20 protein-coding genes are annotated in these 19,320 nt (G+C 71.0%); 13 read left to right on the top strand and 7 right to left on the bottom strand.

From position 1 onward, the window contains the following. Window positions 1–5 precede the first annotated feature (5 nt). A complete protein-coding gene (locus AC3IYI_RS25000; RefSeq protein ID WP_489405840.1) occupies window positions 6–1,013 on the top strand; it encodes a glycosyltransferase family 2 protein in 1,008 nt (335 codons plus the stop codon). Further along, window positions 1,010–2,371, top strand: a complete 1,362-nt coding sequence (locus AC3IYI_RS24995; RefSeq protein WP_489405839.1) for a polysialyltransferase family glycosyltransferase — start codon at window positions 1,010–1,012, stop codon at window positions 2,369–2,371. Before AC3IYI_RS25000 ends, AC3IYI_RS24995 begins: the two co-directional genes overlap by 4 nt. 67 nt (window positions 2,372–2,438) lie before the next feature. On the opposite strand, the gene leuE is transcribed toward AC3IYI_RS24995, so the two are convergent. Both leuE and AC3IYI_RS24985 read right to left on the bottom strand, forming a co-directional pair. Then, window positions 2,439–3,113 (bottom strand): leucine efflux protein LeuE, encoded by a 675-nt coding sequence (gene leuE, locus AC3IYI_RS24990; protein ID WP_489405838.1) that lies wholly within the window; start codon window positions 3,111–3,113, stop codon window positions 2,439–2,441. Window positions 3,114–3,209: 96 nt separating this feature from the next. Further along, window positions 3,210–4,793, bottom strand: coding sequence for an acyl-CoA mutase large subunit family protein (locus tag AC3IYI_RS24985; RefSeq protein ID WP_489405837.1), 1,584 nt, complete (start codon window positions 4,791–4,793; stop codon window positions 3,210–3,212). A gap of 167 nt (window positions 4,794–4,960) precedes the next feature. Here AC3IYI_RS24985 and AC3IYI_RS24980 point away from each other — a divergent pair, with 167 nt between their 5' ends. Continuing rightward, window positions 4,961–5,839, top strand: coding sequence for a L,D-transpeptidase family protein (locus tag AC3IYI_RS24980; RefSeq protein WP_489405836.1), 879 nt, complete (start codon window positions 4,961–4,963; stop codon window positions 5,837–5,839). A 258-nt stretch (window positions 5,840–6,097) separates the two neighbouring features. Here AC3IYI_RS24980 and AC3IYI_RS24975 read toward each other — a convergent pair whose 3' ends face one another. Together AC3IYI_RS24975 and AC3IYI_RS24970 are read right to left on the bottom strand one after the other, a co-directional pair. Continuing rightward, window positions 6,098–7,153: a hypothetical protein gene (locus tag AC3IYI_RS24975; RefSeq protein ID WP_489405835.1), complete on the bottom strand. Its 1,056-nt coding sequence runs from the start codon at window positions 7,151–7,153 to the stop codon at window positions 6,098–6,100. After that, entirely contained in the window at window positions 7,153–7,938 is a 786-nt protein-coding gene (locus tag AC3IYI_RS24970) for an RNA polymerase sigma factor (protein WP_489411649.1), read from the bottom strand. The genes AC3IYI_RS24975 and AC3IYI_RS24970 overlap by 1 nt, the downstream gene beginning before the upstream one ends. Window positions 7,939–8,334: 396 nt before the next feature. On the opposite strand from AC3IYI_RS24970, the gene AC3IYI_RS24965 reads away from it, so the two are divergent. The 10 genes from AC3IYI_RS24965 to AC3IYI_RS24920 all read left to right on the top strand — a co-directional run bounded on the left by AC3IYI_RS24965 (window position 8,335) and on the right by AC3IYI_RS24920 (window position 15,818). Then, complete coding sequence (locus AC3IYI_RS24965; protein WP_489405834.1) at window positions 8,335–9,042, top strand: 2-oxo-4-hydroxy-4-carboxy-5-ureidoimidazoline decarboxylase; 708 nt, start codon at window positions 8,335–8,337, stop codon at window positions 9,040–9,042. Between the two features lie 188 nt (window positions 9,043–9,230). Then, window positions 9,231–9,575 carry a succinate dehydrogenase, cytochrome b556 subunit gene (gene sdhC, locus AC3IYI_RS24960; RefSeq protein ID WP_243333848.1) on the top strand — a complete coding sequence of 115 codons (345 nt, stop codon included), beginning with the start codon at window positions 9,231–9,233 and terminating at the stop codon, window positions 9,573–9,575. A gap of 5 nt (window positions 9,576–9,580) precedes the next feature. Further along, on the top strand, window positions 9,581–10,063 hold the full coding sequence (locus AC3IYI_RS24955) for a succinate dehydrogenase hydrophobic membrane anchor subunit (RefSeq protein ID WP_250744034.1): 483 nt from the start codon (window positions 9,581–9,583) through the stop codon (window positions 10,061–10,063). A 23-nt stretch (window positions 10,064–10,086) separates the two neighbouring features. Then, complete coding sequence (sdhA, locus tag AC3IYI_RS24950; protein WP_489405833.1) at window positions 10,087–11,841, top strand: succinate dehydrogenase flavoprotein subunit; 1,755 nt, start codon at window positions 10,087–10,089, stop codon at window positions 11,839–11,841. Continuing rightward, window positions 11,841–12,608, top strand: coding sequence for a succinate dehydrogenase iron-sulfur subunit (locus AC3IYI_RS24945; protein ID WP_469684189.1), 768 nt, complete (start codon window positions 11,841–11,843; stop codon window positions 12,606–12,608). Before sdhA ends, AC3IYI_RS24945 begins: the two co-directional genes overlap by 1 nt. A gap of 110 nt (window positions 12,609–12,718) precedes the next feature. Beyond that, the gene (locus tag AC3IYI_RS24940) at window positions 12,719–13,252 is read left to right on the top strand and encodes a hypothetical protein (protein WP_489405832.1); all 534 of its coding nucleotides are present in this window, start codon (window positions 12,719–12,721) and stop codon (window positions 13,250–13,252) included. A 57-nt stretch (window positions 13,253–13,309) separates the two neighbouring features. Next, a complete protein-coding gene (locus AC3IYI_RS24935; protein WP_489405831.1) occupies window positions 13,310–14,086 on the top strand; it encodes an alpha/beta fold hydrolase in 777 nt (258 codons plus the stop codon). Between the two features lie 130 nt (window positions 14,087–14,216). Next, window positions 14,217–14,621 (top strand): hypothetical protein, encoded by a 405-nt coding sequence (locus AC3IYI_RS24930; RefSeq protein ID WP_383943936.1) that lies wholly within the window; start codon window positions 14,217–14,219, stop codon window positions 14,619–14,621. Beyond that, complete coding sequence (locus AC3IYI_RS24925; protein WP_489405830.1) at window positions 14,597–15,046, top strand: thiol-disulfide oxidoreductase DCC family protein; 450 nt, start codon at window positions 14,597–14,599, stop codon at window positions 15,044–15,046. Before AC3IYI_RS24930 ends, AC3IYI_RS24925 begins: the two co-directional genes overlap by 25 nt. A 10-nt stretch (window positions 15,047–15,056) precedes the next feature. Continuing rightward, window positions 15,057–15,818: a TetR family transcriptional regulator gene (locus AC3IYI_RS24920; RefSeq protein WP_489405829.1), complete on the top strand. Its 762-nt coding sequence runs from the start codon at window positions 15,057–15,059 to the stop codon at window positions 15,816–15,818. A 46-nt stretch (window positions 15,819–15,864) separates the two neighbouring features. Here AC3IYI_RS24920 and AC3IYI_RS24915 read toward each other — a convergent pair whose 3' ends face one another. From AC3IYI_RS24915 to AC3IYI_RS24905, 3 genes are all read right to left on the bottom strand, one after another. Then, window positions 15,865–17,421 (bottom strand): ABC transporter substrate-binding protein, encoded by a 1,557-nt coding sequence (locus tag AC3IYI_RS24915; protein ID WP_489411648.1) that lies wholly within the window; start codon window positions 17,419–17,421, stop codon window positions 15,865–15,867. Between the two features lie 134 nt (window positions 17,422–17,555). After that, window positions 17,556–19,019: a metallophosphoesterase gene (locus AC3IYI_RS24910; RefSeq protein ID WP_489405828.1), complete on the bottom strand. Its 1,464-nt coding sequence runs from the start codon at window positions 19,017–19,019 to the stop codon at window positions 17,556–17,558. Next, entirely contained in the window at window positions 19,016–19,276 is a 261-nt protein-coding gene (locus AC3IYI_RS24905) for an SCO4848 family membrane protein (RefSeq protein WP_356512468.1), read from the bottom strand. The genes AC3IYI_RS24910 and AC3IYI_RS24905 overlap by 4 nt, the downstream gene beginning before the upstream one ends. Window positions 19,277–19,320: the final 44 nt, after the last annotated feature.

Genomic DNA, 19,320 nt, shown 5'->3' with positions numbered 1-19,320 from the left:
CGCTAGTGCTCAAGCTCTCTGTTGTCGTGCCGTTCTTCAACGTGCAGACGTATGCGCCGGATGCCCTGAAAAGCCTCGAACTCAACGCTCGGGACGATTTCGAGTTCCTGCTCGTCGACGACCGCTCCACGGACGGAACGCCCGCGCTCCTGGAGCGGGCGGCCCGCGAGCTGCCCGGCGCCGTGCACCTCAGACACGAGCGCAACGGCGGCCTGGCGACGGCGCGGAACACCGGTCTGGACGCGGCCCGCGGCGAGTACATCGCCTTCCTGGACGGCGACGACTGGCTGGCGCCGGGCCACCTGGCCCGGACCCTGGCCGCCATCGAAGCCCTGAAATGCGATTTCGTCCGTACCGACCACGTCCAGTGCACGGGCAGGACGCGCATCGTCCAGCGCGTCCCCTACGGGCCGGATTCGGTGGCGGCCGATCCGCGCACCGGCATCCTGCCCGTCTCCCGCGCGACCTCGGTGGACTACCCGTACGCCTGGGCGGGGATGTACCACCGGCGGCTGCTGGACCGCGGGCTGCTGCACTTCACGGACGGCCTGCGGACGGCGGAGGACCGGCCGTGGATCTGGCGGCTGCACCGGGAGGCGGCGTCCTTCGCCCCGGTCGGCCTGCCCGGAATCTTCTACCGTCGCGGGGTGGCGACCTCGCTGACACAAATCGGCGACGAGCGGCAGCTCGATTTCATTCGGGCATTCGATCAGGTGCTGACCGAAACGGCCGCCGACCGGGAATCCGAGCTCCTCCTCCCGAAGGCCGTCCGAACATACTGTGCAATTATCGCGCACCACGTCGGGTCCATCGAAAGGTTCGAACCACCCGTGGCCAGAAAACTCCGCTCGATGAGCACGGCCGCACTCGGCAGAATGCCGCAACAGCTCCTGGACCAGACCCTGGACTCGATGGACGCCGACCGCGCGGCCCTGCTCCGCCGGCTCCGCCGGCGCGCCACGGCCGGCTCCGCCTCCGCGACCCCCGCCGCGCCCGCCGGGGTGACGGCGTGAACGTCACCCAGATCTTCCTGGCCTCCACCCTCTACGGCACGGCCACCCTCGCCGCCGCCCTCGACGCGGACCTCTTTCCGCCCGCCGGCCGCCGGATCCTGCTGACCAGCAACCACTCCGTCACCGCCGAGATCACCCCGGGCCTGACCGCCGCACCCGGCTTCGCCTCCCTGAGCACCCGTTTCGACGAGGTCCTCGACTGGAACGCCGTCATCGCACCGCAGCACCCCAGCACCTGGAGCCCGCGCCCCGAAGACGTCCCGCTGTGGGAGCGGCAGTTGCGCTCCTCCTGGAGCCTGGGCACCGACCGCATCGAGCTGATCGTGGAATCGCTCCAGGTGCCGCCCGCCCAGAGCCTGTGCCGGATCTTCCCCGGGGCGGCCATGGAGGTCTACGCCGACGGGCTGATGAGCTACGGTCCGACCCGCTTCCGCCTCGACCCCGGGCTCGGGATGCGCGTACGGCGGGTGCTGCACCTGGACCTCGTACCGGGCCTGGAGCCGCTGCTGCTGACCGAGTTCGGCGTACGGGCCGAGGCGATCCCGGCCGCCGCCTTCCTCAAGGTCATCGGCGAGCTCGAAGCGGCAGTCCAGACGCCGGTGGAGCTGCCGTCGGCGCCGCCCGGCGCGGACTGCGGGGCCCCCGCGCTCCTGCTGGGCCAGTACCTCTCCGCCCTCGACCTGGTGCCGGCCGAGGAGGAGGAGCAACTGCACGTGGAGATGGTCCGCGGCGCGCACGCGCTGGGCCACCGCGAGATGGTCTTCAAACCGCACCCCAGCGCCCCCGCCGCATACTCCCGGCGGGCGGAGGAGGAGGCCGGGCGGCTCGGCGTGCGGCTCACCGTGCTGACCACCCCGGTGCTCGCCGAGACCCTCTACGAGCGGCTGCGCCCGGCCCTGGTCGTCGGCTGCTTCTCCACGGGACTGCTGACCGCCGCCACCCTGTACGGGCTCCCGGTGGCCCGGACCGGCACGGGAGCCGTACTGGCGCGGCTGTCCCCGTACCCGAACAGCAACCGGATCCCGCTCGTGCTGGCCGACGCCCTGCTGCCCGACCTCGCGGACCCCGCGGCCGTACGCTCCTGGACCCCGCCGGGGCCCGAACGGGTGGCGGCCGAGCTGGCGGGCCTGGTCACGGCGGTGGGCTTCACCATGCAGCCCAAGATCCTCGCGGAACGCCGCACGGAGGCCGAGCGCTGGCTGACCGCGCACCTGACCGCGGACACCTGGCGCTACTTCAGCCGCGGCCGGCTGACCACCCTGGGCCTGCCCGGCGGCATCCCGGCGCAGCTGTCCTTCCTGCCCCGCAGCCGCGCGGCCCGCCGGGTGGCCCGGCTGCTGCGCAGGGCGGTCGGTTAGCCGCGATCGGCTAGCCGCGGCCGGCCCGCCCGCAGCGCCCGGCGCCGCGAGGCCGGATCGGATCGGATCAGCTCACGGCGAGCTTCGCCGCGAAGCCCAGGAACAGCACGCCCGCCGCCGAGCTGGCCCCGGCGGCGAGCCGCTTGCGGCGCCGGAAGGCGGCGGCCAGACGGTTCCCGCCGAAGATCAGCGTGGTCAGGTAGAGGAAGCTGCCGATCTGCATCAGACCGCCCAGCAGCAGGAAGGACAGCGCCGGGTAGGCGTAGGCCGTGTCCACGAACTGCACGAAGAAGGACATCAGGAAGAGGATGGCCTTCGGGTTGAACACGCTGATCAGCAGCGCCCGCCGGTAGGGCCGCTCCGTGTCGCCGGCCTTCACCTCGGCGGCGGCCGCGCTTGCCTCCGGGGCGCCTTCGCCGGCTCCGGCGCGCTCGCGGCGGGCGCGCCACATGGTCCACGCGCCCCGCAGCATGCCGATGGCGAGCCAGGTCAGGTATCCGGCGCCGAGCAGTTTGACGACGCCGAACACGATCGGGCTGGTCTGCAGCAGCGCCCCGGCGCCGACCGCGGCCAGGGTCATGAGCAGGGCGTCTCCGGTGAACACGCCGGCGGCGGCCCGATACCCCTGGCGGACGCCGCCGCGGGCGGCGACGGAGAGCACGTAGAGCGAGTTCGGCCCCGGCAGCAAAATGATCAGCACCAGGCCGGCGAGATACGTCGGAAGATCTGTGACACCCAGCATGTGCAGGAGTGTCCCATGAGGACACACCTGTCGCGCCAGCGCATTTCACAGATCGGGATTTCACGGATCGGGACCGAACCGGAAATCAGCCACCAGTCACCAGCCGGAATCAGCCGGCACGTACGTCCCCCACACCTCCCGCAGCGCCCCGCAGACCTCCCCCACCGTGGCCCTGGCCCGCAGCGCCTCCCGCATCGGATAGAGCACGTTCTCCGTGCCCGCCGCCGCCTCCCGGAGCGCCGCCAGCGCCTCGTCCACGGCCGCCCCGTCGCGCCCCGCCCGCAGCGCGGCCAGCGCCGCCCGCTGCCGGTCCTCGATCGCCGGATCCACCCGCAGCGGCTCGTACGGCTCCTCCTCGTCCAGCGCGAAGCGGTTGACCCCGACCACCACCCGCTCGCCGCTCTCGGTCTCCCGGGCGATCCGGTACGCGTTCCGCTCGATCTCCTCCTTCTGGAAGCCCGCCTCGATCGCGGCCACCGCCCCGCCCATCGCCTCGACCCGCGCCATCAGGTCGAGCGCCGCCGCCTCCACCTCGTCCGTCATCCGCTCCACCGCGTAGGACCCCGCGAAGGGGTCGACGGTGTGCGGCACGTCCGTCTCGTACGCCAGCACCTGCTGGGTCCGCAGCGCGAGGCGAGCCGACTTCTCGGTGGGCAGCGCGATCGCCTCGTCGAAGGAGTTGGTGTGCAGCGACTGGGTGCCGCCCAGCACGGCGGCCAGCCCCTGCACGGCGACGCGCACCAGGTTGAGCTCCGGCTGCTGCGCCGTCAGCTGCACCCCGGCGGTCTGGGTGTGGAAGCGCAGCATCAGCGACTTGGGGTCCCGGGCCCCGAACTCCTCGCGCATGACGCGGGCCCAGATCCGGCGGGCCGCACGGAACTTCGCGACCTCCTCCAGGAGGGTGGTGCGGGCGACGAAGAAGAACGACAGCCGGGGCGCGAAGGCGTCGACCTCCATCCCGGCGGCCAGCGCGGTGCGTACGTACGCGATCGCGTCGGCCAGCGTGAAGGCGATCTCCTGCGCGGGCGAGGCCCCGGCCTCGGCCATGTGGTAGCCGGAGATGGAGATGGTGTTCCAGCGGGGGAGCTCGGCCCGGCAGTAGCGGAAGACGTCGGCCGTCAACCTCAGGGAGGCGCCGGGCGGGAAGATGTAGGTCCCCCGTGCGATGTACTCCTTCAGCACGTCGTTCTGGACCGTGCCGGTCAGTTGGCCGGGCTCGATCCCCTGCTCCTCGGCGACCAGCTGGTAGAGCAGGAGCAACAGCGCGGCCGGCGCGTTGATCGTCATCGACGTGGACACCCGGTCGAGCGGGATCCCGTCGAACAGCACCCGCATGTCCTCGACCGAGTCGATCGCGACGCCCACCTTCCCGACCTCGCCGCGCGCGAGCGGGGCGTCGGAGTCGTGACCCATCTGGGTGGGCAGGTCGAAGGCCACGGACAGCCCGGCGGCGCCGCCCGCGATGAGCTGCCGGTAGCGGGCGTTGGATTCGGCGGCCGTACCGAACCCGGCGTACTGGCGCATGGTCCAGGGCCGTGCGGTGTACATCGTCGGGTAGACGCCCCGGGTGTACGGGTACTCCCCCGGCTCCCCCAGTTCGGTCGCGGGGTCCCAGCCGGCGAGGTCGCCCGGGCGGTAGACGGGCGCGATCGGGATCCCGCTCTCGGTGTGCCGCTCCATGTGACGCGCTCCTTCGTGGATCCGAGGGGCTCGGGGCTGATAAAACGTCCCCGCGGCGGCCGCGCGGCGGCCGCTGGTCACAATGGCGCAACATCGCGGCCGTCCCTGCAACTGTCCACGCCCACGTGGCATCACCTAGATACACACGCAGAAATCGGGGGACCGCTATGCACCGCCAGAAAGCAATAGTCCGCGCACTGGGCCTGGCCACCGCCGTCGCGCTTGCCGCGACCGCCTGCGGGCCGCAGAAGACGGAGTCCACGGGCTCCGGTTCCTCCGCGCCCGCATCGCCCACGGCGGTCGCCTCTCCCGACGCCTCGCCGTCCACGGACGCCAAGCCGGGCGACGCCTCGCCGTCGGCCTCCCCGTCCGCGTCCGCGTCGCCTTCCGCCTCCGCATCGCCCTCGCCGACCGTGAAGCAGATCATGGCGAACGGCGACGACAGCGAGCTGGTCCGCGAACTGCAGGCCCGGCTGCGCCAGCTCAAGCTGATGTCGGTCGCTCCGACCGGTTTCTACGGTTCGAAGACGACCGCGGCGGTCAAGTCCTTCCAGTCGAAGAACGGCCTGTCCGCCACCGGCGGTGTGGACGAGCCCACCTGGAAGAAGATCCAGAACGCCACCAAGAAGCCGACGGCAGCCGAGCTGCGTCCGCCGACCGTCAACGAGCCGGACGCGCCCGACGCGCGCTGTATGACGGGCCGGGTGATGTGCATCAGCAAGGAGAGCCGCACCCTCTCCTGGATGATCGACGGGAAGATCGTCTCCACGCTGGACGTGCGCTTCGGCTCGGAGAACACCCCGACCCGCGAGGGCGAGTTCAAGGTGGAGTGGAAGGCCAAGGACTGGACGTCGACGATCTACCACACGCCGATGCCGTACTCGATGTTCTTCAGCCGGGGCCAGGCCGTGCACTACTCGGCCGACTTCGCCGCCCGCGGATACGCCGGCGCCTCGCACGGCTGTGTGAACGTGCGGGACAAGGCCAAGCTGGCGACGCTGTTCGACGCGGTGCAGGTCGGCGACAAGGTCGTCGTCTACTGGTGACCCGCCGGCGGCCGGGAGCGGGCGGCCGGGAGCAGGAACGTCCGGTCCGGACGTCCACGGTCGGAAGTTGAGGGCGCGGGCGGGATCGGGGGAACGAATCCCGCCCGCGCCGGTTGCGCAGAGCCCAGGGGTACGGGGGGAACCCCGGCTCATGCGCGGCCGATGACCAGTCGGCTCGTTATGTACTGCGCCGTCGGTTCGAAAAGTGTTACAGCGGCGGCGCACACCGTTTACAGGCCAGTGTCCGGTACCCGGTCCTCAGCGCTGATCGCCCGCGTCCGGGAGCTTCGGCGGAGCCGTCCCGGCCGGGGCCAGCTCCAGCGAGCGCGACGGGGACTGGGGCCCCGAGGAGGAGCCCGGGCCCGGCTGGGAGCCCGGCGCGTCTGCGCCCGATCCCCCGCCGGTGGCCACGTCGAGCACCAGCTGGCAGTAGCGCGGGACCCGCAGCAGCCCCTTGGCCAGGCCCACGAGCTTCTCGCGGCCGGCCTCGTCGATCCGCCCCGACCGGTAGTCCCGGCACAGCTCCACCGGTCCGGTGCGGCTCTCCCGGTCCCGGTCGCGGTCGCCCGGTTCGGCCGTCCTGCCGTCGGTGCCGCCCTGGAGGGACCGGTCGTGGCCGTCCCTGCTGCCGGTCGACCCGTTCGCGGACGGTTCCGAGCCGGTGCCGCCGATCGCGCCGGCGACGCCGTCGGGTCCCGTCGTCGTACGTCCGTCCGTGCCCGGGGTGGTGCCCGGGCTCGGGCTGCCGCTCTGGCCCCCGCCGCCCTGCGGCGCGGTGCTGCGCAGCGGCGCCAGGGGTGTCGCGTACCCGCCGTCCGCCGAGGCCCCGGAGGAGGAGTCGACCGACACCGAGACGGCCGGCACCCCGCCGGCGGAGTCCCGGGCGTCCCGGTCCAGCAGTCCGGTGCCCACGGCGGCGGCCAGGCCGCCCACGGCGACGCTCGCCACCGCGGCCGCGAGGGCGAAGCGGACCGGCCGGCCGCGCCGGGAACGGTGTCCGGCCGGGCCGGCGGGCGGGCGGAGCTCGACCACCGTGTCCGCGGGGCCGAAGAGCGTGGCGCCCGGAGCCCGCGCCTGGAGTTCCGCCTGGAGCACGGAGCCGCGCGCGCGGAACGCGGCGACCGCGGCGGCTTCTCCGCGCAGTTCCCCGGGCAGCCCGCCCGAGGCCGCGGGCGGCGGCTCGGCGAGTGCTTCGAGGGCGGCGCGCAGCCGCTCGGACCGGGCATGGTGCTCGGCGCCAGGTGCGGCCGGTTCTCCGCGCAGCAGTCTGTCCGCCGCGGCTTTGTCCAGCCACCTGTCGCGCTCGTCGGCCATCACATGTCCTTCTGCGTCCGCCAACGTGAATGCGTCACACCGGTTTGTTCTACGAGGCCCGCGGCGCGGGCCCGCTGCGCCGGTACGGCGTCGAGGTCCCGCCCGCCCCCGGCGCCCCGTGCGCGACTCCCGTCATTATCGCCGAGGCCGCGCCGGCGTCCGGAGCCGACGCCCACGGCGGAGCCGGCGGCGGACTCGGGGCCGGACTCGAGGCCGGACTCCGGGTCGAAGTCCTCTTCGGCGTGGAGCAGCTCGGCCAGCTTCTTCAGGCCCCGGTGCGCGGCGGTGCGTACCGCGCCGGGGCGCTTGCCCAGGGTCTCGGCGGCGCTCTTGGCGTCCAGGCCGACGACCACCCGCAGGACGACGGCCTCGGCCTGGTCCTGCGGGAGCTGGGCTATGAGTTCCATGGTGCGGCAGGTGGAGAGGGACTCCATGGCCTCGCCGGCGGTGTCGGACTCGGCGGCGTGGCCCGTCAGCTCGGTCTCGTCCCCGCCGACGGCAGGGCGGCGCCCGCGCATCCGGATGTGGTCGAGGGCGCGGTTGCGGGCGATGCGGGCGGCCCAGCCGCGGAAGCGGTCGGCGTCGCCGGTGAAGGAGTCGAGGTCGCGGGCGATCTGCAGCCAGGCTTCGGAGGTGACGTCCTCCGCGTCGCCGTCTCCGACGAGGGTGCGGACGTATCCGAGCAGGCGCGGGTGCACGGCGCGGTACACAGAACGGAACGCGAGCTCGTCGCCGTCTTGTGCCGCGAGCACCGCGGTGGTCAGCTCCGCGTCGTCCCCCAGCAAAATCCCCAACCCGTTCACAGTCCCGTTTGTGTGGCGCAAATCAGCACGTTACGGCTTTCAAGCACCTTCGTCCACGAGTTGTACAACGTGCAACCATCCCTGCGCGGAGCGGGGTGTGACACAAAACGCACCGAAGACGCTGACAGGGGTGCGGGCTTGTCGCACGAGTCCGTGACGGATGGCGGCCGGGGCCTCTCCTGTGGGGGGTGGCGGCCTCGGTCGCCCTCCCCTTCTCCGCCGTCCCCACGGCCATCATGCCCCGGCCCCCTCGGGGCCTGCGCGCAGCCCCCCGAGCGGCCCCGCACGCGGTCCGACATGCGCTCTCGTCATCCTTTCGGCTCACTTCCGGGTGAAATCCCCGAATGGGTACGACACACCCGGCCCCACGTCGATAGCGTGGCGGGACACCCGCGCCACGCCACGAGGAGCCCCCCGCTGTCCAGCCACCTTCCGGCACAGGCCCGCGGAGGCTCCGACCCTTCCCACGGCTCCCACCCCCTCCACGGCCCCTTCGACGACGTCGGCCCCTTCGAGGACTCCGGCCCCTTCGACGACCTCGGCCCTTTCGACGGCGGCGACCCTTTCGACGACTCCGGGCTCGCACGGTTCAACGCCCTGTCCCCGGAAGCGGCCCACTCCGCCCTGCTGCACTGCTGCGGCAGCCGCCGCTGGGCCCACCGGGTGGCCGCCCACCGCCCTTACCCCGACTTCGGCGCGCTACTCGCCGCCGCGGACGAAGCTTCGTACGACCTCTCCCAGGCAGACCTCTCCGAGGCGCTGGCCTGTGAGTTCCCGCCGGAGCTGGAGCACGGGGCCGCGTACGCCGCGCTGCTCGCGCTCGACGCGGCGCACGGGGAGTACGAGCGGACCTTCGGCCACGCCTTCGTGATCTGCCTCCACGGGACCACCCCGGAGGAGCAGGCGGACCAGCTGCTGGCCGCGATCCGCAGGCGGATGGAGCTGGACCTGGACGAGGAGCGCGCGATCTCCGCGGACGAGCTCCGTCGCGTCGCGCAGGTCCGACTCGCCGACCTGACACACTGGCTGACCTCGGCGGATGGGGTATCTGCTGCCGAATTCGGGCTATTCGCCCCTGTGGGATAGTCCGTCCGTGCCTGTTTGATCACACCGATGGCCCCCGCGCAAGGGAACCGACAAAGCGTCGCTACGATGTCCGGGGCCGGAGGACCGTACCCGGCCGGGCCCGACCGACAAAGAAGCCGGCTGGCCCCCGCCCCGCTTCCGGAGGGTTTTCCGTGCCGGCTGGAACGTTGTACCGCGGCCGGGAAGGAATGTGGTCCTGGGTGGCTCATCGAGTCACCGGCGTCCTCATTTTCTTCTTCCTGTTCGTACACGTCCTCGACACCGCTCTCGTCCGCGTCTCACCTGAGGCGTACGACGATGTCGTGGCTACCTACAAGACTCCGATCGTCGCGCTGCTGGAGTACGGCCTCGTCGCCGCAATCCTGTTCCACGCGCTCAACGGTCTCCGTGTCATCGCCGTGGACTTCTGGTCCAAGGGCCCCCGCTACCAGAAGCAGATGCTCTGGACCGTGGTGGGCATCTGGGTCGTGCTGATGGTCGGGGCCCTGTACCCCGTCCTCGGGCACGCTTACCTCGAACTCTTCGGGAAGTGACACGCATGTCCTCTGACACTTCTTTCGAAAAGGGCATCGGTGACGTGGAGGGCGTGTCCCTCTACGACGTCGACAACCCGGCGCCGTACATCGAGGCTCCGCGCAAGCGCACCAGCAAGACCCCGCGCTCGACCCGCGGCAACTTCGAGATGGTCGCGTGGCTCTTCATGCGCCTCTCGGGCATCGTGCTCGTCGTCCTGGTCCTCGGCCACCTGCTGATCCAGCTCGTGCTGGACGGCGGAGTGTCCAAGATCGGCTTCGCCTTCGTGGCCGGCCGCTGGGCCTCCCCGTTCTGGCAGGGCTGGGACCTGCTGATGCTGTGGCTCGCGATGCTGCACGGCGCGAACGGTCTGCGTACCGTCATCAACGACTACGCGGAGCGCGCCAACACGCGCCTGTGGCTCAAGGGCCTGCTCTACACCGCCACGGTGTTCACCATTCTTCTGGGCACGCTGGTGATCTTCACCTTCGACCCGAACATCCGCTAGGCAACGGGGCTGAGGCGTAACCAATGAAGATCCACAAGTACGACACCGTCATCGTCGGGGCGGGCGGCGCAGGCATGCGCGCCGCCATCGAATCGACGAAGCGCAGCCGCACCGCCGTGCTGACCAAGCTCTACCCCACCCGCTCCCACACGGGCGCCGCGCAGGGCGGCATGGCCGCCGCGCTCGCCAACGTGGAGGACGACAACTGGGAGTGGCACACCTTCGACACGGTCAAGGGCGGTGACTACCTGGTCGACCAGGACGCCGCCGAGATCCTGGCGAAGGAGGCCATCGACGCGGTCCTCGACCTCGAGAAGATGGGCCTGCCGTTCAACCGCACCCCGGACGGCACCATCGACCAGCGCCGCTTCGGCGGGCACTCCCGCAACCACGGCGAGGCACCGGTCCGCCGGTCCTGCTACGCCGCGGACCGCACCGGCCACATGATCCTCCAGACGCTGTACCAGAACTGCGTCAAGGAGGGCGTGGAGTTCTTCAACGAGTTCTACGTCCTGGACCAGCTCCTGGTCGAGGAGGACGGCGTCAAGAAGTCGGCCGGCGTGGTCGCGTACGAGCTCGCCACCGGCGAGATCCACGTGTTCCAGGCGAAGTCCGTCATCTACGCCTCCGGCGGCACCGGCAAGTTCTTCAAGGTGACCTCCAACGCGCACACCCTCACGGGTGACGGCCAGGCGGCCTGCTACCGCCGCGGCCTGCCGCTGGAGGACATGGAGTTCTTCCAGTTCCACCCGACCGGCATCTGGCGCATGGGCATCCTGCTGACGGAGGGCGCCCGCGGTGAGGGCGGCATCCTGCGCAACAAGGACGGCGAGCGCTTCATGGAGAAGTACGCGCCGGTCATGAAGGACCTCGCGTCCCGTGACGTCGTCTCGCGCTCCATCTACACCGAGATCCGTGAGGGCCGCGGCTGCGGTCCCGCCGGTGACCACGTGTACCTGGACCTGACGCACCTGCCGCCGGAGCAGCTCGACGCGAAGCTCCCGGACATCACCGAGTTCGCGCGCACGTACCTGGGCATCGAGCCGTACACGGACCCGATCCCGATCCAGCCCACCGCGCACTACGCCATGGGCGGCATCCCGACGAACGTCGAGGGTGAGGTCCTCATGGACAACACCACCGTCGTCCCGGGCCTGTACGCGGCCGGCGAGGTCGCGTGCGTGTCGGTACACGGCGCGAACCGCCTGGGCACCAACTCGCTGCTGGACATCAACGTCTTCGGCAAGCGCTCGGGCATCGCGGCGGCCGCGTACGCCCACGCCCACGACTACGTCGAGCTGCCCGAGAACCCGGCGCAGCAGGTCATCGACCAGGTCGAGCAGCTGCGCACCTCCACGGGCAACGAGCGGGTCGCGGAACTGCGCCTGGAGCTCCAGGAGACGATGGACGCCTGCGTGATGGTGTTCCGCACCGAGCAGACGATCAAGACCGCGGTCGAGAAGATCGCGGAGCTGCGCGCGCGCTACAAGAACGTGTCCGTCCAGGACAAGGGCAAGCGCTTCAACACGGACCTGCTGGAAGCCATCGAGCTGGGCAACCTGCTCGACCTGGCCGAGGTCATGGCCGTGTCCGCGCTGGCGCGCAAGGAGTCCCGCGGCGGTCACTACCGCGAGGACTACCCCAACCGCGACGACGTCAACTTCATGCGCCACACCATGGCGTACCGCGAGGTCGACGACAACGGCCAGGACTCGGTCCGCCTGGACTACAAGCCGGTCGTCGTCACCCGCTACCAGCCGATGGAGCGTAAGTACTGATGGCCACCCCGACCCTCAGCAAGACGGACGAGATGGAGGCGGCGGCCGCCGCGTCTCCCTTCATCACGGTCACGTTCCGGATCCGCCGGTTCAACCCGGAGATCTCGGACGAGTCGACCTGGCAGGACTTCCAGATCGAGATCGACCCGAAGGAGCGCGTGCTCGACGGTCTCCACAAGATCAAGTGGGACCTCGACGGCACGCTGACCTTCCGTCGCTCGTGCGCGCACGGCATCTGCGGCTCCGACGCGATGCGGATCAACGGCAAGAACAGGCTCGCCTGCAAGACGCTGATCAAGGACATCAACCCGGAGAAGCCGATCACGGTCGAGGCCATCAAGGGCCTGACGGTGATGAAGGACCTCGTCGTCGACATGGAGCCCTTCTTCCAGGCGTACCGGGACGTCATGCCGTTCCTGGTCACCAAGGGCAACGAGCCGACGCGCGAGCGCCTGCAGTCCGCCGAGGACCGCGAGCGCTTCGACGACACCACCAAGTGCATCCTGTGCGCCGCCTGCACCTCCTCGTGCCCGGTGTTCTGGAACGACGGCCAGTACTTCGGCCCGGCGGCGATCGTCAACGCGCACCGCTTCATCTTCGACTCGCGCGACGAGGCCGGCGAGCAGCGCCTGGAGATCCTGAACGACAAGGACGGCGTGTGGCGTTGCCGCACGACCTTCAACTGCACCGACGCGTGCCCGCGAGGCATCGAGGTCACGAAGGCGATCCAGGAAGTGAAGCGGGCCCTCATCACCCGCCGCTTCTGATTTTTTGACGTACGAGGGCCCCGTGCCCGGTGTTCGCACCGGGCACGGGGCCTTCTGCGTACCGGCAATCGCCCTACTGGCCCGCCGAAGGCTGTGGAATCATCGGGCACATGAGTGAGCAGCAGCCGAACCCGAACCCTTACGCGAACGACCCGGGCCAGGGCGATGAGTACAAGTGGGGCCCGGGAACCCCGAGTTACGGCTACCCGCAGCCCTACCCGCAGCCCCCGGCCTACCAGCCGACCATCGGCGGAGCGGGCCTTCCGGCCCAGATGCCGCCGATGCCGGCCATGGGCTACCCGGCCGCCGGGCTCTCCCTGGGCGACATCACGATCGCCGGCGACCAGATCATCACCCCGTCGGGCAACATGCCGCTGCGCGGCGCGATCTGGAACGCCACGGACTTCTCGCGGACGGAGGAGAAGATCCCGGCGCACGCGATCGTGCTGGCCGTCATCTTCTTCCTGTTCTGCCTGCTCGGCCTGTTCTTCCTCCTGATGAAGGAGCGCCGCACGACGGGCTACATCCAGATCACGGTCAACAGCGCCGGCCGCCACCACTCCACGATGATCCCCGCGGTGGACCCGGGCACGTTCATGTGGGTCATGAGCCAGCTCAACCAGGCGCGCGCGCTGAGCATGTGAGTCCGGCCGGGCGGGAATCGGGTAGCGCAACGGCGGCCGGTCCCCGAAGATCACCAGATGATCATTTCTCATGATGTGGACGGTCCCGCCGATGCCCCGGCCGTCATCCTGCTGCACTCCTCCGTGTGCGACCGTCGGATGTGGGAGCCGCAGTGGCAGCCGCTGCTCGCCGCCGGGTTCCGGGTGGTCCGGCCGGACTTCCGGACCTGCGGGGAGTCCCCCGCCGCCGAAGCCCCGTACAGCGACCACGGAGACGTACGGGAGTTGCTGGAGCACCTCGGCATCCGGCGGGCCGCGTTCGTCGGGAGCTCCTACGGCGGGCGGGTCGCGCTGACGCTGGCCGCGCTGCGTCCGGAGCTGGTGAGTGCGCTGGCGCTGCTCTGCCCCGCCCGGCCCGCGCAGCGGCGCGGCCCCGCACTGCTCGCCTTCAACGCCGCCGAGGCCGCCCTGCTGGACGCCGGCGACCTGGAGGGCGCGGCCGCGCTCAACGCCCGCCAGTGGCTCGGCCCGGACGCCGACGAGGCCGCACACGCCCTCGTACGGGCCATGCAGCTGGGGAACCTGCGGGGCGCCGCCCTGGCCGCCGACGAGGGCCACGAGCTCCCCGAGCCCGCCTTCGAGCCGGCCGCCATCACCGCCCCCGTCCTCGCCGTCGGCGGCGCGCACGACATCGCCGACTTCCGCGACGTCCCCGCCGAGCTCCCCTCCCTCGTAGCCGGCGCCGTCCACGTCGAGCTGCCCTGGGCCGGCCACCTCCCCTCCCTGGAACGCCCGGAGGAGATCACCCGGTTGCTGCTGCCCTTCCTCTTCGAGGCGGCCCTCCCGGGACGCTGACCGAGCCCTCCTCCGAGCCCTCCTCCGAGACCGCCTCCGGGACCTCCGCGCCATTCGCTTGAACCTGTTCAAAAATGGGTCTACAGTCAGTGCTGTCAGTAGTTGAACACGTTCAAGGGGGCTGAGGGCAATGGACCTCACCGTGGTCGCGTACGTCATCTACCTGCTCATCAGCATCGGACTCACCGTCTGGGTGGCCCGCACGCTCAGCCGCAACGGCCGCGTCTTCATCGGCGACGTCCTCCAGGGGAACGAGAAGCTCGCGGACGCCGTCAACCAGCTCCTGGTGGTCGGCTTCTACCTCGTCAACATCGGCTTCGTGACCCTGTACCTGCGGTCGGCCGACGAGATCGTCGCGGCCCGCGGGCTCTTCGAGGCGCTGTCGGTCAAGCTCGGAGTCGTGCTCCTGGTCCTCGGCGTCATGCACCTCGGGAACGTCTGGGTGCTGAACAAGATGCGCCGCCGGGGCATCATGGAGCGTCAGCAGACCCCGCCGGTCGCCCCCCAGGGGTGGACCGCGCCCGCCGGGGCCTGATCCCGGTGGCCACCGCCGTGACCCGGCACCTGACGGTGCTCTACGACGCGAACTGCCCGCTCTGCGTACACATCCGGCACTGGCTGCTCGGCCAGCGCTGGCTGGTACCGCTCCGGCTCATCCCCGCGGCCTCCTTCGAGGCGCAGCGGCGGTACCCGCAGCTCGACCACGCCTCGACGCTGAAGGAGATCACCGTCATCGGCGACTCCGGACAGGTGTGGACCGGGACGGACGCCTTCATCGTCTGCCTGTGGGCGCTGGCCGAGCACCGGCCGAAGGCGAACTGGCTGGCCACCCCGGCCGGCCGGCCCTTCGCCAAGGCGGCCATGTACACCGCCTCCACCTGGCGCGAGGCCGTGCGGGACGGCTCCTCGGCGCAGATAGGGGAACCGGCCTGTGACGATCAGTGTTCCGCGCCCGGATAGGCTCGGGGCCGTGACTGATCAGAAGGCTCCCAAGAGCGAGCAGACCCGCACGCTCATCCTCGAAACCGCGCTCCGCCTCTTCCAGGAGCGCGGCTTCGACAAGACGACGATGCGCGGTATCGCCAAGGAGGCCGGAGTATCGGTCGGCAACGCCTACTACTACTTCGAGTCCAAGGAACACCTGGTCCAGGGCTTCTACGACCGGATCGGCGCCGCCCACCTGGCGGCGGTCCGGCCGATCCTGGACCAGGAGACCGATCTGCAGAAGCGGCTCGCGGGCGTCCTGACCAGCTGGCTGGACATCGCGGCGCCGTACCACGAGTTCGCCTCGCAGTTCTTCAAGAACGCCGCAGACCCGGAGAGCCCGCTCAGCCCGTTCTCCCCGGAGTCGGAGGCGGCCCGCAAGCAGGCGATCGACATGCACCGCGAGGTGCTGGCGGGAGCCAAGACCAAGGTCCCCGACGAACTGGCCGACGTACTGCCGGAGCTGATGTGGCTCTCGCAGATGGGCCTGGTCCTCTACTGGGTCTTCGACCGCTCCCCGGACAGCGAGAAGACCCGGCGGCTCGCACAGCGCGGCGCGCAGCTCACGACCCGGGGCATCATCCTGGCCCGGTTCCGGGTGCTGCGGCCGCTGGTGCGGGAAGTCCACGAGCTGTTCACGGACTTCCTGCCGGGCATGGCCCAGAGCGCCGTGTCCCGTTCGGGCCGCAAGCGGGCCTCCGACCCGGACGCGGGGCCGGAGGAAGGCCCGGAGCAGGGCCCGGAGTAGGACCAGGAGCCGGAGCCGGGGTGGGGCCCGGCCGCGGACCGCGGTCCTACAGCCAGTTGAGCTCCCACAGGCGCCACACGCCGGTGCCGTCCGAGAGGTACTGGCCGCCCGCGACGGCCTCGCGGGACATCACGTAGTCCTTCTTCTGCCAGATCGGCATCATCGGGACCTGCTGCGCGACCAGCTTCTGCAGGTCGCGGAAGTCGTTGGCGGCGGCGCCGCGGTCCGAGAAGGACTGGGTGCGGGTGATGAGGGAGTCGACGGCCTTGTCGGAGTAGCCGTTGTTCATCGAGTTGTCGGCGCCGACGAGCGGGGCGATGAAGTTGTCCGGGTCCGGGAAGTCGGCGATCCAGCCGATGGTGTAGGCGTCGAACTCGCCCGCCGCGTAGGCCTTCTGGAAGTCGCTCCACTTCTCGGCCGGCTTGATGGTCAGCTGGAAGAGGCCCGTGGCCTCCAGCTGCGCCTTCAGCTCCTCGGCCTCGATGACGCTCGAGCCACGGACGTTGACCCCGAGGGTGATCGCGACGGGGGTCGTGATCCCGGCGTCCTTGAGCAGCTTCTTCGCGGTGAGCCCGTTCGGCGTGGGCCAGGCGTCGAAGAACGGCGTGCTGTGGGCGGCGATGCCCGCCGGGACGAGCGAGTAGAGCGGGGTGACGGTGCCCTTGTAGACCTCGGTCGCGACCTTGGCCCGGTCCACGACCGCGGCGACGGCCTGACGGACGGCGGGCTGGGCCGCCGGGGAGCCCGGGCGGAGGTTGAAGACCATGCTGCGGATCTCCGTACCGCCCGAGGCCTGGTACCGGGTGTCCTCCAGGCCCGGGTTCAGGCCGGCCAGGACCGCCGGGGGCATGTCGCGATGGGCGACCTCGATCCCGCGGTCGGTCCAGGCCTGCTCCAGCTGCGCGGAGTCCTTGAAGTACTTCACGGTGACCGCGTTCTCGGGGACCTTGCCCTGGCCCTTGTACGAGGTGTTCGGCTTGAGCTCGGCGCTCGCGGCGGCCGTGTAGCCGTCGAGGGTGAAGGGACCGGAACCGTCGACCTTCTCCTCCTCGCGCAGGGCCTTGGCCGGGTACTTGTCCTTGTCCACGATCGAGGCGGCGCCCGTCGCGATCTTGAACGGGAAGGTGGCGTCCCCGGCGGAGAGGCTGAAGGTGACGGTGCGGCCGTCGGCCTTGACCGACTCCAGGGTGTTGAACAGCGGCGCCGGACCCTGGTCGGAGTTGATCGCCTTGATCCGGTCGAAGGAGTACTTGACGTCCTCGGCGGTGATCGCGCGGCCGGAGGAGAACTTCACGTCCGGACGCAGCTCGCACTGGTACGTGGTGAGCGTGGCGCCGATGAAATTGCAGGCGGAGGCCGCGTCGGGCACCGGGGTGTCCGCACCGGGCTTGATGGTCAGCAGCGACTGGTAGACGTTGCTGAACAGGGCCCAGGAGCCCGCGTCGTACGCGCCTGCGGGGTCGAGGGAGGAGACCACGTCACTCGTGCCGACGCGGATCGGCTCCCCGCCGCCGGCCGTCTGCGGCAGCAACTGCCAGGTGGCGACGGAGCCGACGCCGAGGACCAGCCCGGCCGCGATGACTTTCGAGCGGACAGACCGCAGCATCCTTGACTCCACCCCGTGTGGGCGCACACCGAAGTCCGCGTCCCGTTATCCGATTATCGGTCACATCCCATCATGGAATTTCGGCCTCGGGAAGGGTTTTTTCACGGCGTGGCGTTGAGGGTTCGGGCGGTTCAAGCCTGATATGAGGCGAGTTCGACGACTGTGATGTCCGACGGCGCGCCGACCCGGACCGGCGGCCCCCAGGCGCCCGCGCCGCGCGAGACGTACAACTGGGTGTCGCCGTAGCGCTCCAGCCCGGCGACGGTGGGGTTGGCGAGCTCGGCGACGTACTCACCGGGCCAGAGCTGGCCGCCGTGGGTGTGGCCGGAGAGCTGGAGGTCGGCCCCGTACCGGACGGCCTCGTCGATGACCACGGGCTGGTGGGCGAGGAGCACGGCGCTGCGCGCACGGTCCCGGTTGCCGAGCGCCGCCTGGAAGTCCGGGCCGTGGCCCTCGCTCTCGCCGGCGATGTCGTTGACGCCGGCGAGGTCGAAGTACGGGAGCTCGCGGCGGGCGTTCTCCAGGGGGGTGAGGCCGAGCTCGCGGACGTGGTCGACCCACTGCTGGGCGCCGGAGAAGTACTCGTGGTTGCCGGTGACGAAGTACGAGCCGTGGCGCGCACGGAGGCCGCGCAGCGGTTCGGCGGCGGGGCCGAGGTCGTGGACGCTGCCGTCGACGAGGTCGCCCACGATGGCGATGAGGTCGGGCTGCGTGCGGTTGATCGTGTCGACGATGCGGGTGGTGTGGGCGTGGCCCAGGATCGGCCCGAGGTGGATGTCGCTGACGACGGCGATGCGGAAGCCGTGGGCCGCGCGGGGGAGCTTGGCCAGGGGGACCTGGACCCGCTTCACGCGAGGGCCGCGGAGGACTCCGTACGTGCCGTAGCCGACCGTGCCGGCCGTGGCGGCGGCTGCCGTGCCGGCGACGATCCGCGCGAAGCGTCTGCGGCTGACGCCGGGCGGGGTGGGCTGCGCCGGGTTGGGCGCCGCGGGGTTGCCCGTCGCGGGGGCGGTCTCCGTCGGGTTGGCTGCCGCGGCGTGCTGCCCGGCCGGGGCCGCGGGCTCGGCGGTGGCTTCGAGGGTGGCCTGCGGCGCTGATCCCCTCCCCGCCCCTTCCCGCTGCACCGGATTATGCGGCTCCGCCGCGCGGTGGGGCTCCGCCCCAGACCCCGACGCGGCCGCGCCTGCGGCGCCCGGCGCGATGCGGGGCTCCGCCCCGGACCCAGGAACGGCGGCGGGGTGGGGCTCCGCCTGCGGGGCGGGCGGCTCGGTGGCTGCGTGCGAGCGGCGGAGCCAGATCGCTCGGACCGGCTCCGCGACGAGCATCGCCAGGGTGAGGTAGAGGAGGACGGCCAGCCAGAGGTAGCCGGGCCAGGCGACCGTGCGCTCCAGCCAGAAGGGGGCTCCCGCGCGGCCCGCCACGAGGGCGGCCACGGACAGGAGCGGGAGCGCGAAGGCCAGGGCGGTGCCCGCGCGGCGGACGCCGCCGCCGGGGGCGGTGGTGTCGCGGACGAGGCGGATCCAGAGCCAGCGGTGGACCAGGACCAGGAGGGCCAGGACCAGCAGGGCCACGGCCGAGAAGAGAACGATCGTCACGCGCCCGCCTCCGTACGTGATTCACGCCGCAGCGCCCGCACCCCGCGCAACCCGATCACTCCGACGGCCGTCCCCAGGAGAAAGGACGCCACCGCCAGGAGAAGGTGGACCCAGAAGTACCCGGTCGGGTCCCCCGCGTCGTCGAAGGCCAGACCGCTGCCGTCCTTCCACAGGTTCCGGACGAAAGACACCCAGATGAACCAGCTCCACACTCCGAAGGCGAGCAGGAACCAGGAAGCGGCGCGGCTGAGTTTCATGAGCTCAGTATCGGATTCTTCCCCAGGACGGACGCGCCGGGGTG

The sequence above is a fragment of the Streptomyces sp. GL_148 genome, assembly GCF_057834205.1.
This window is presented reverse-complemented; position numbering and strand designations above follow the sequence as displayed.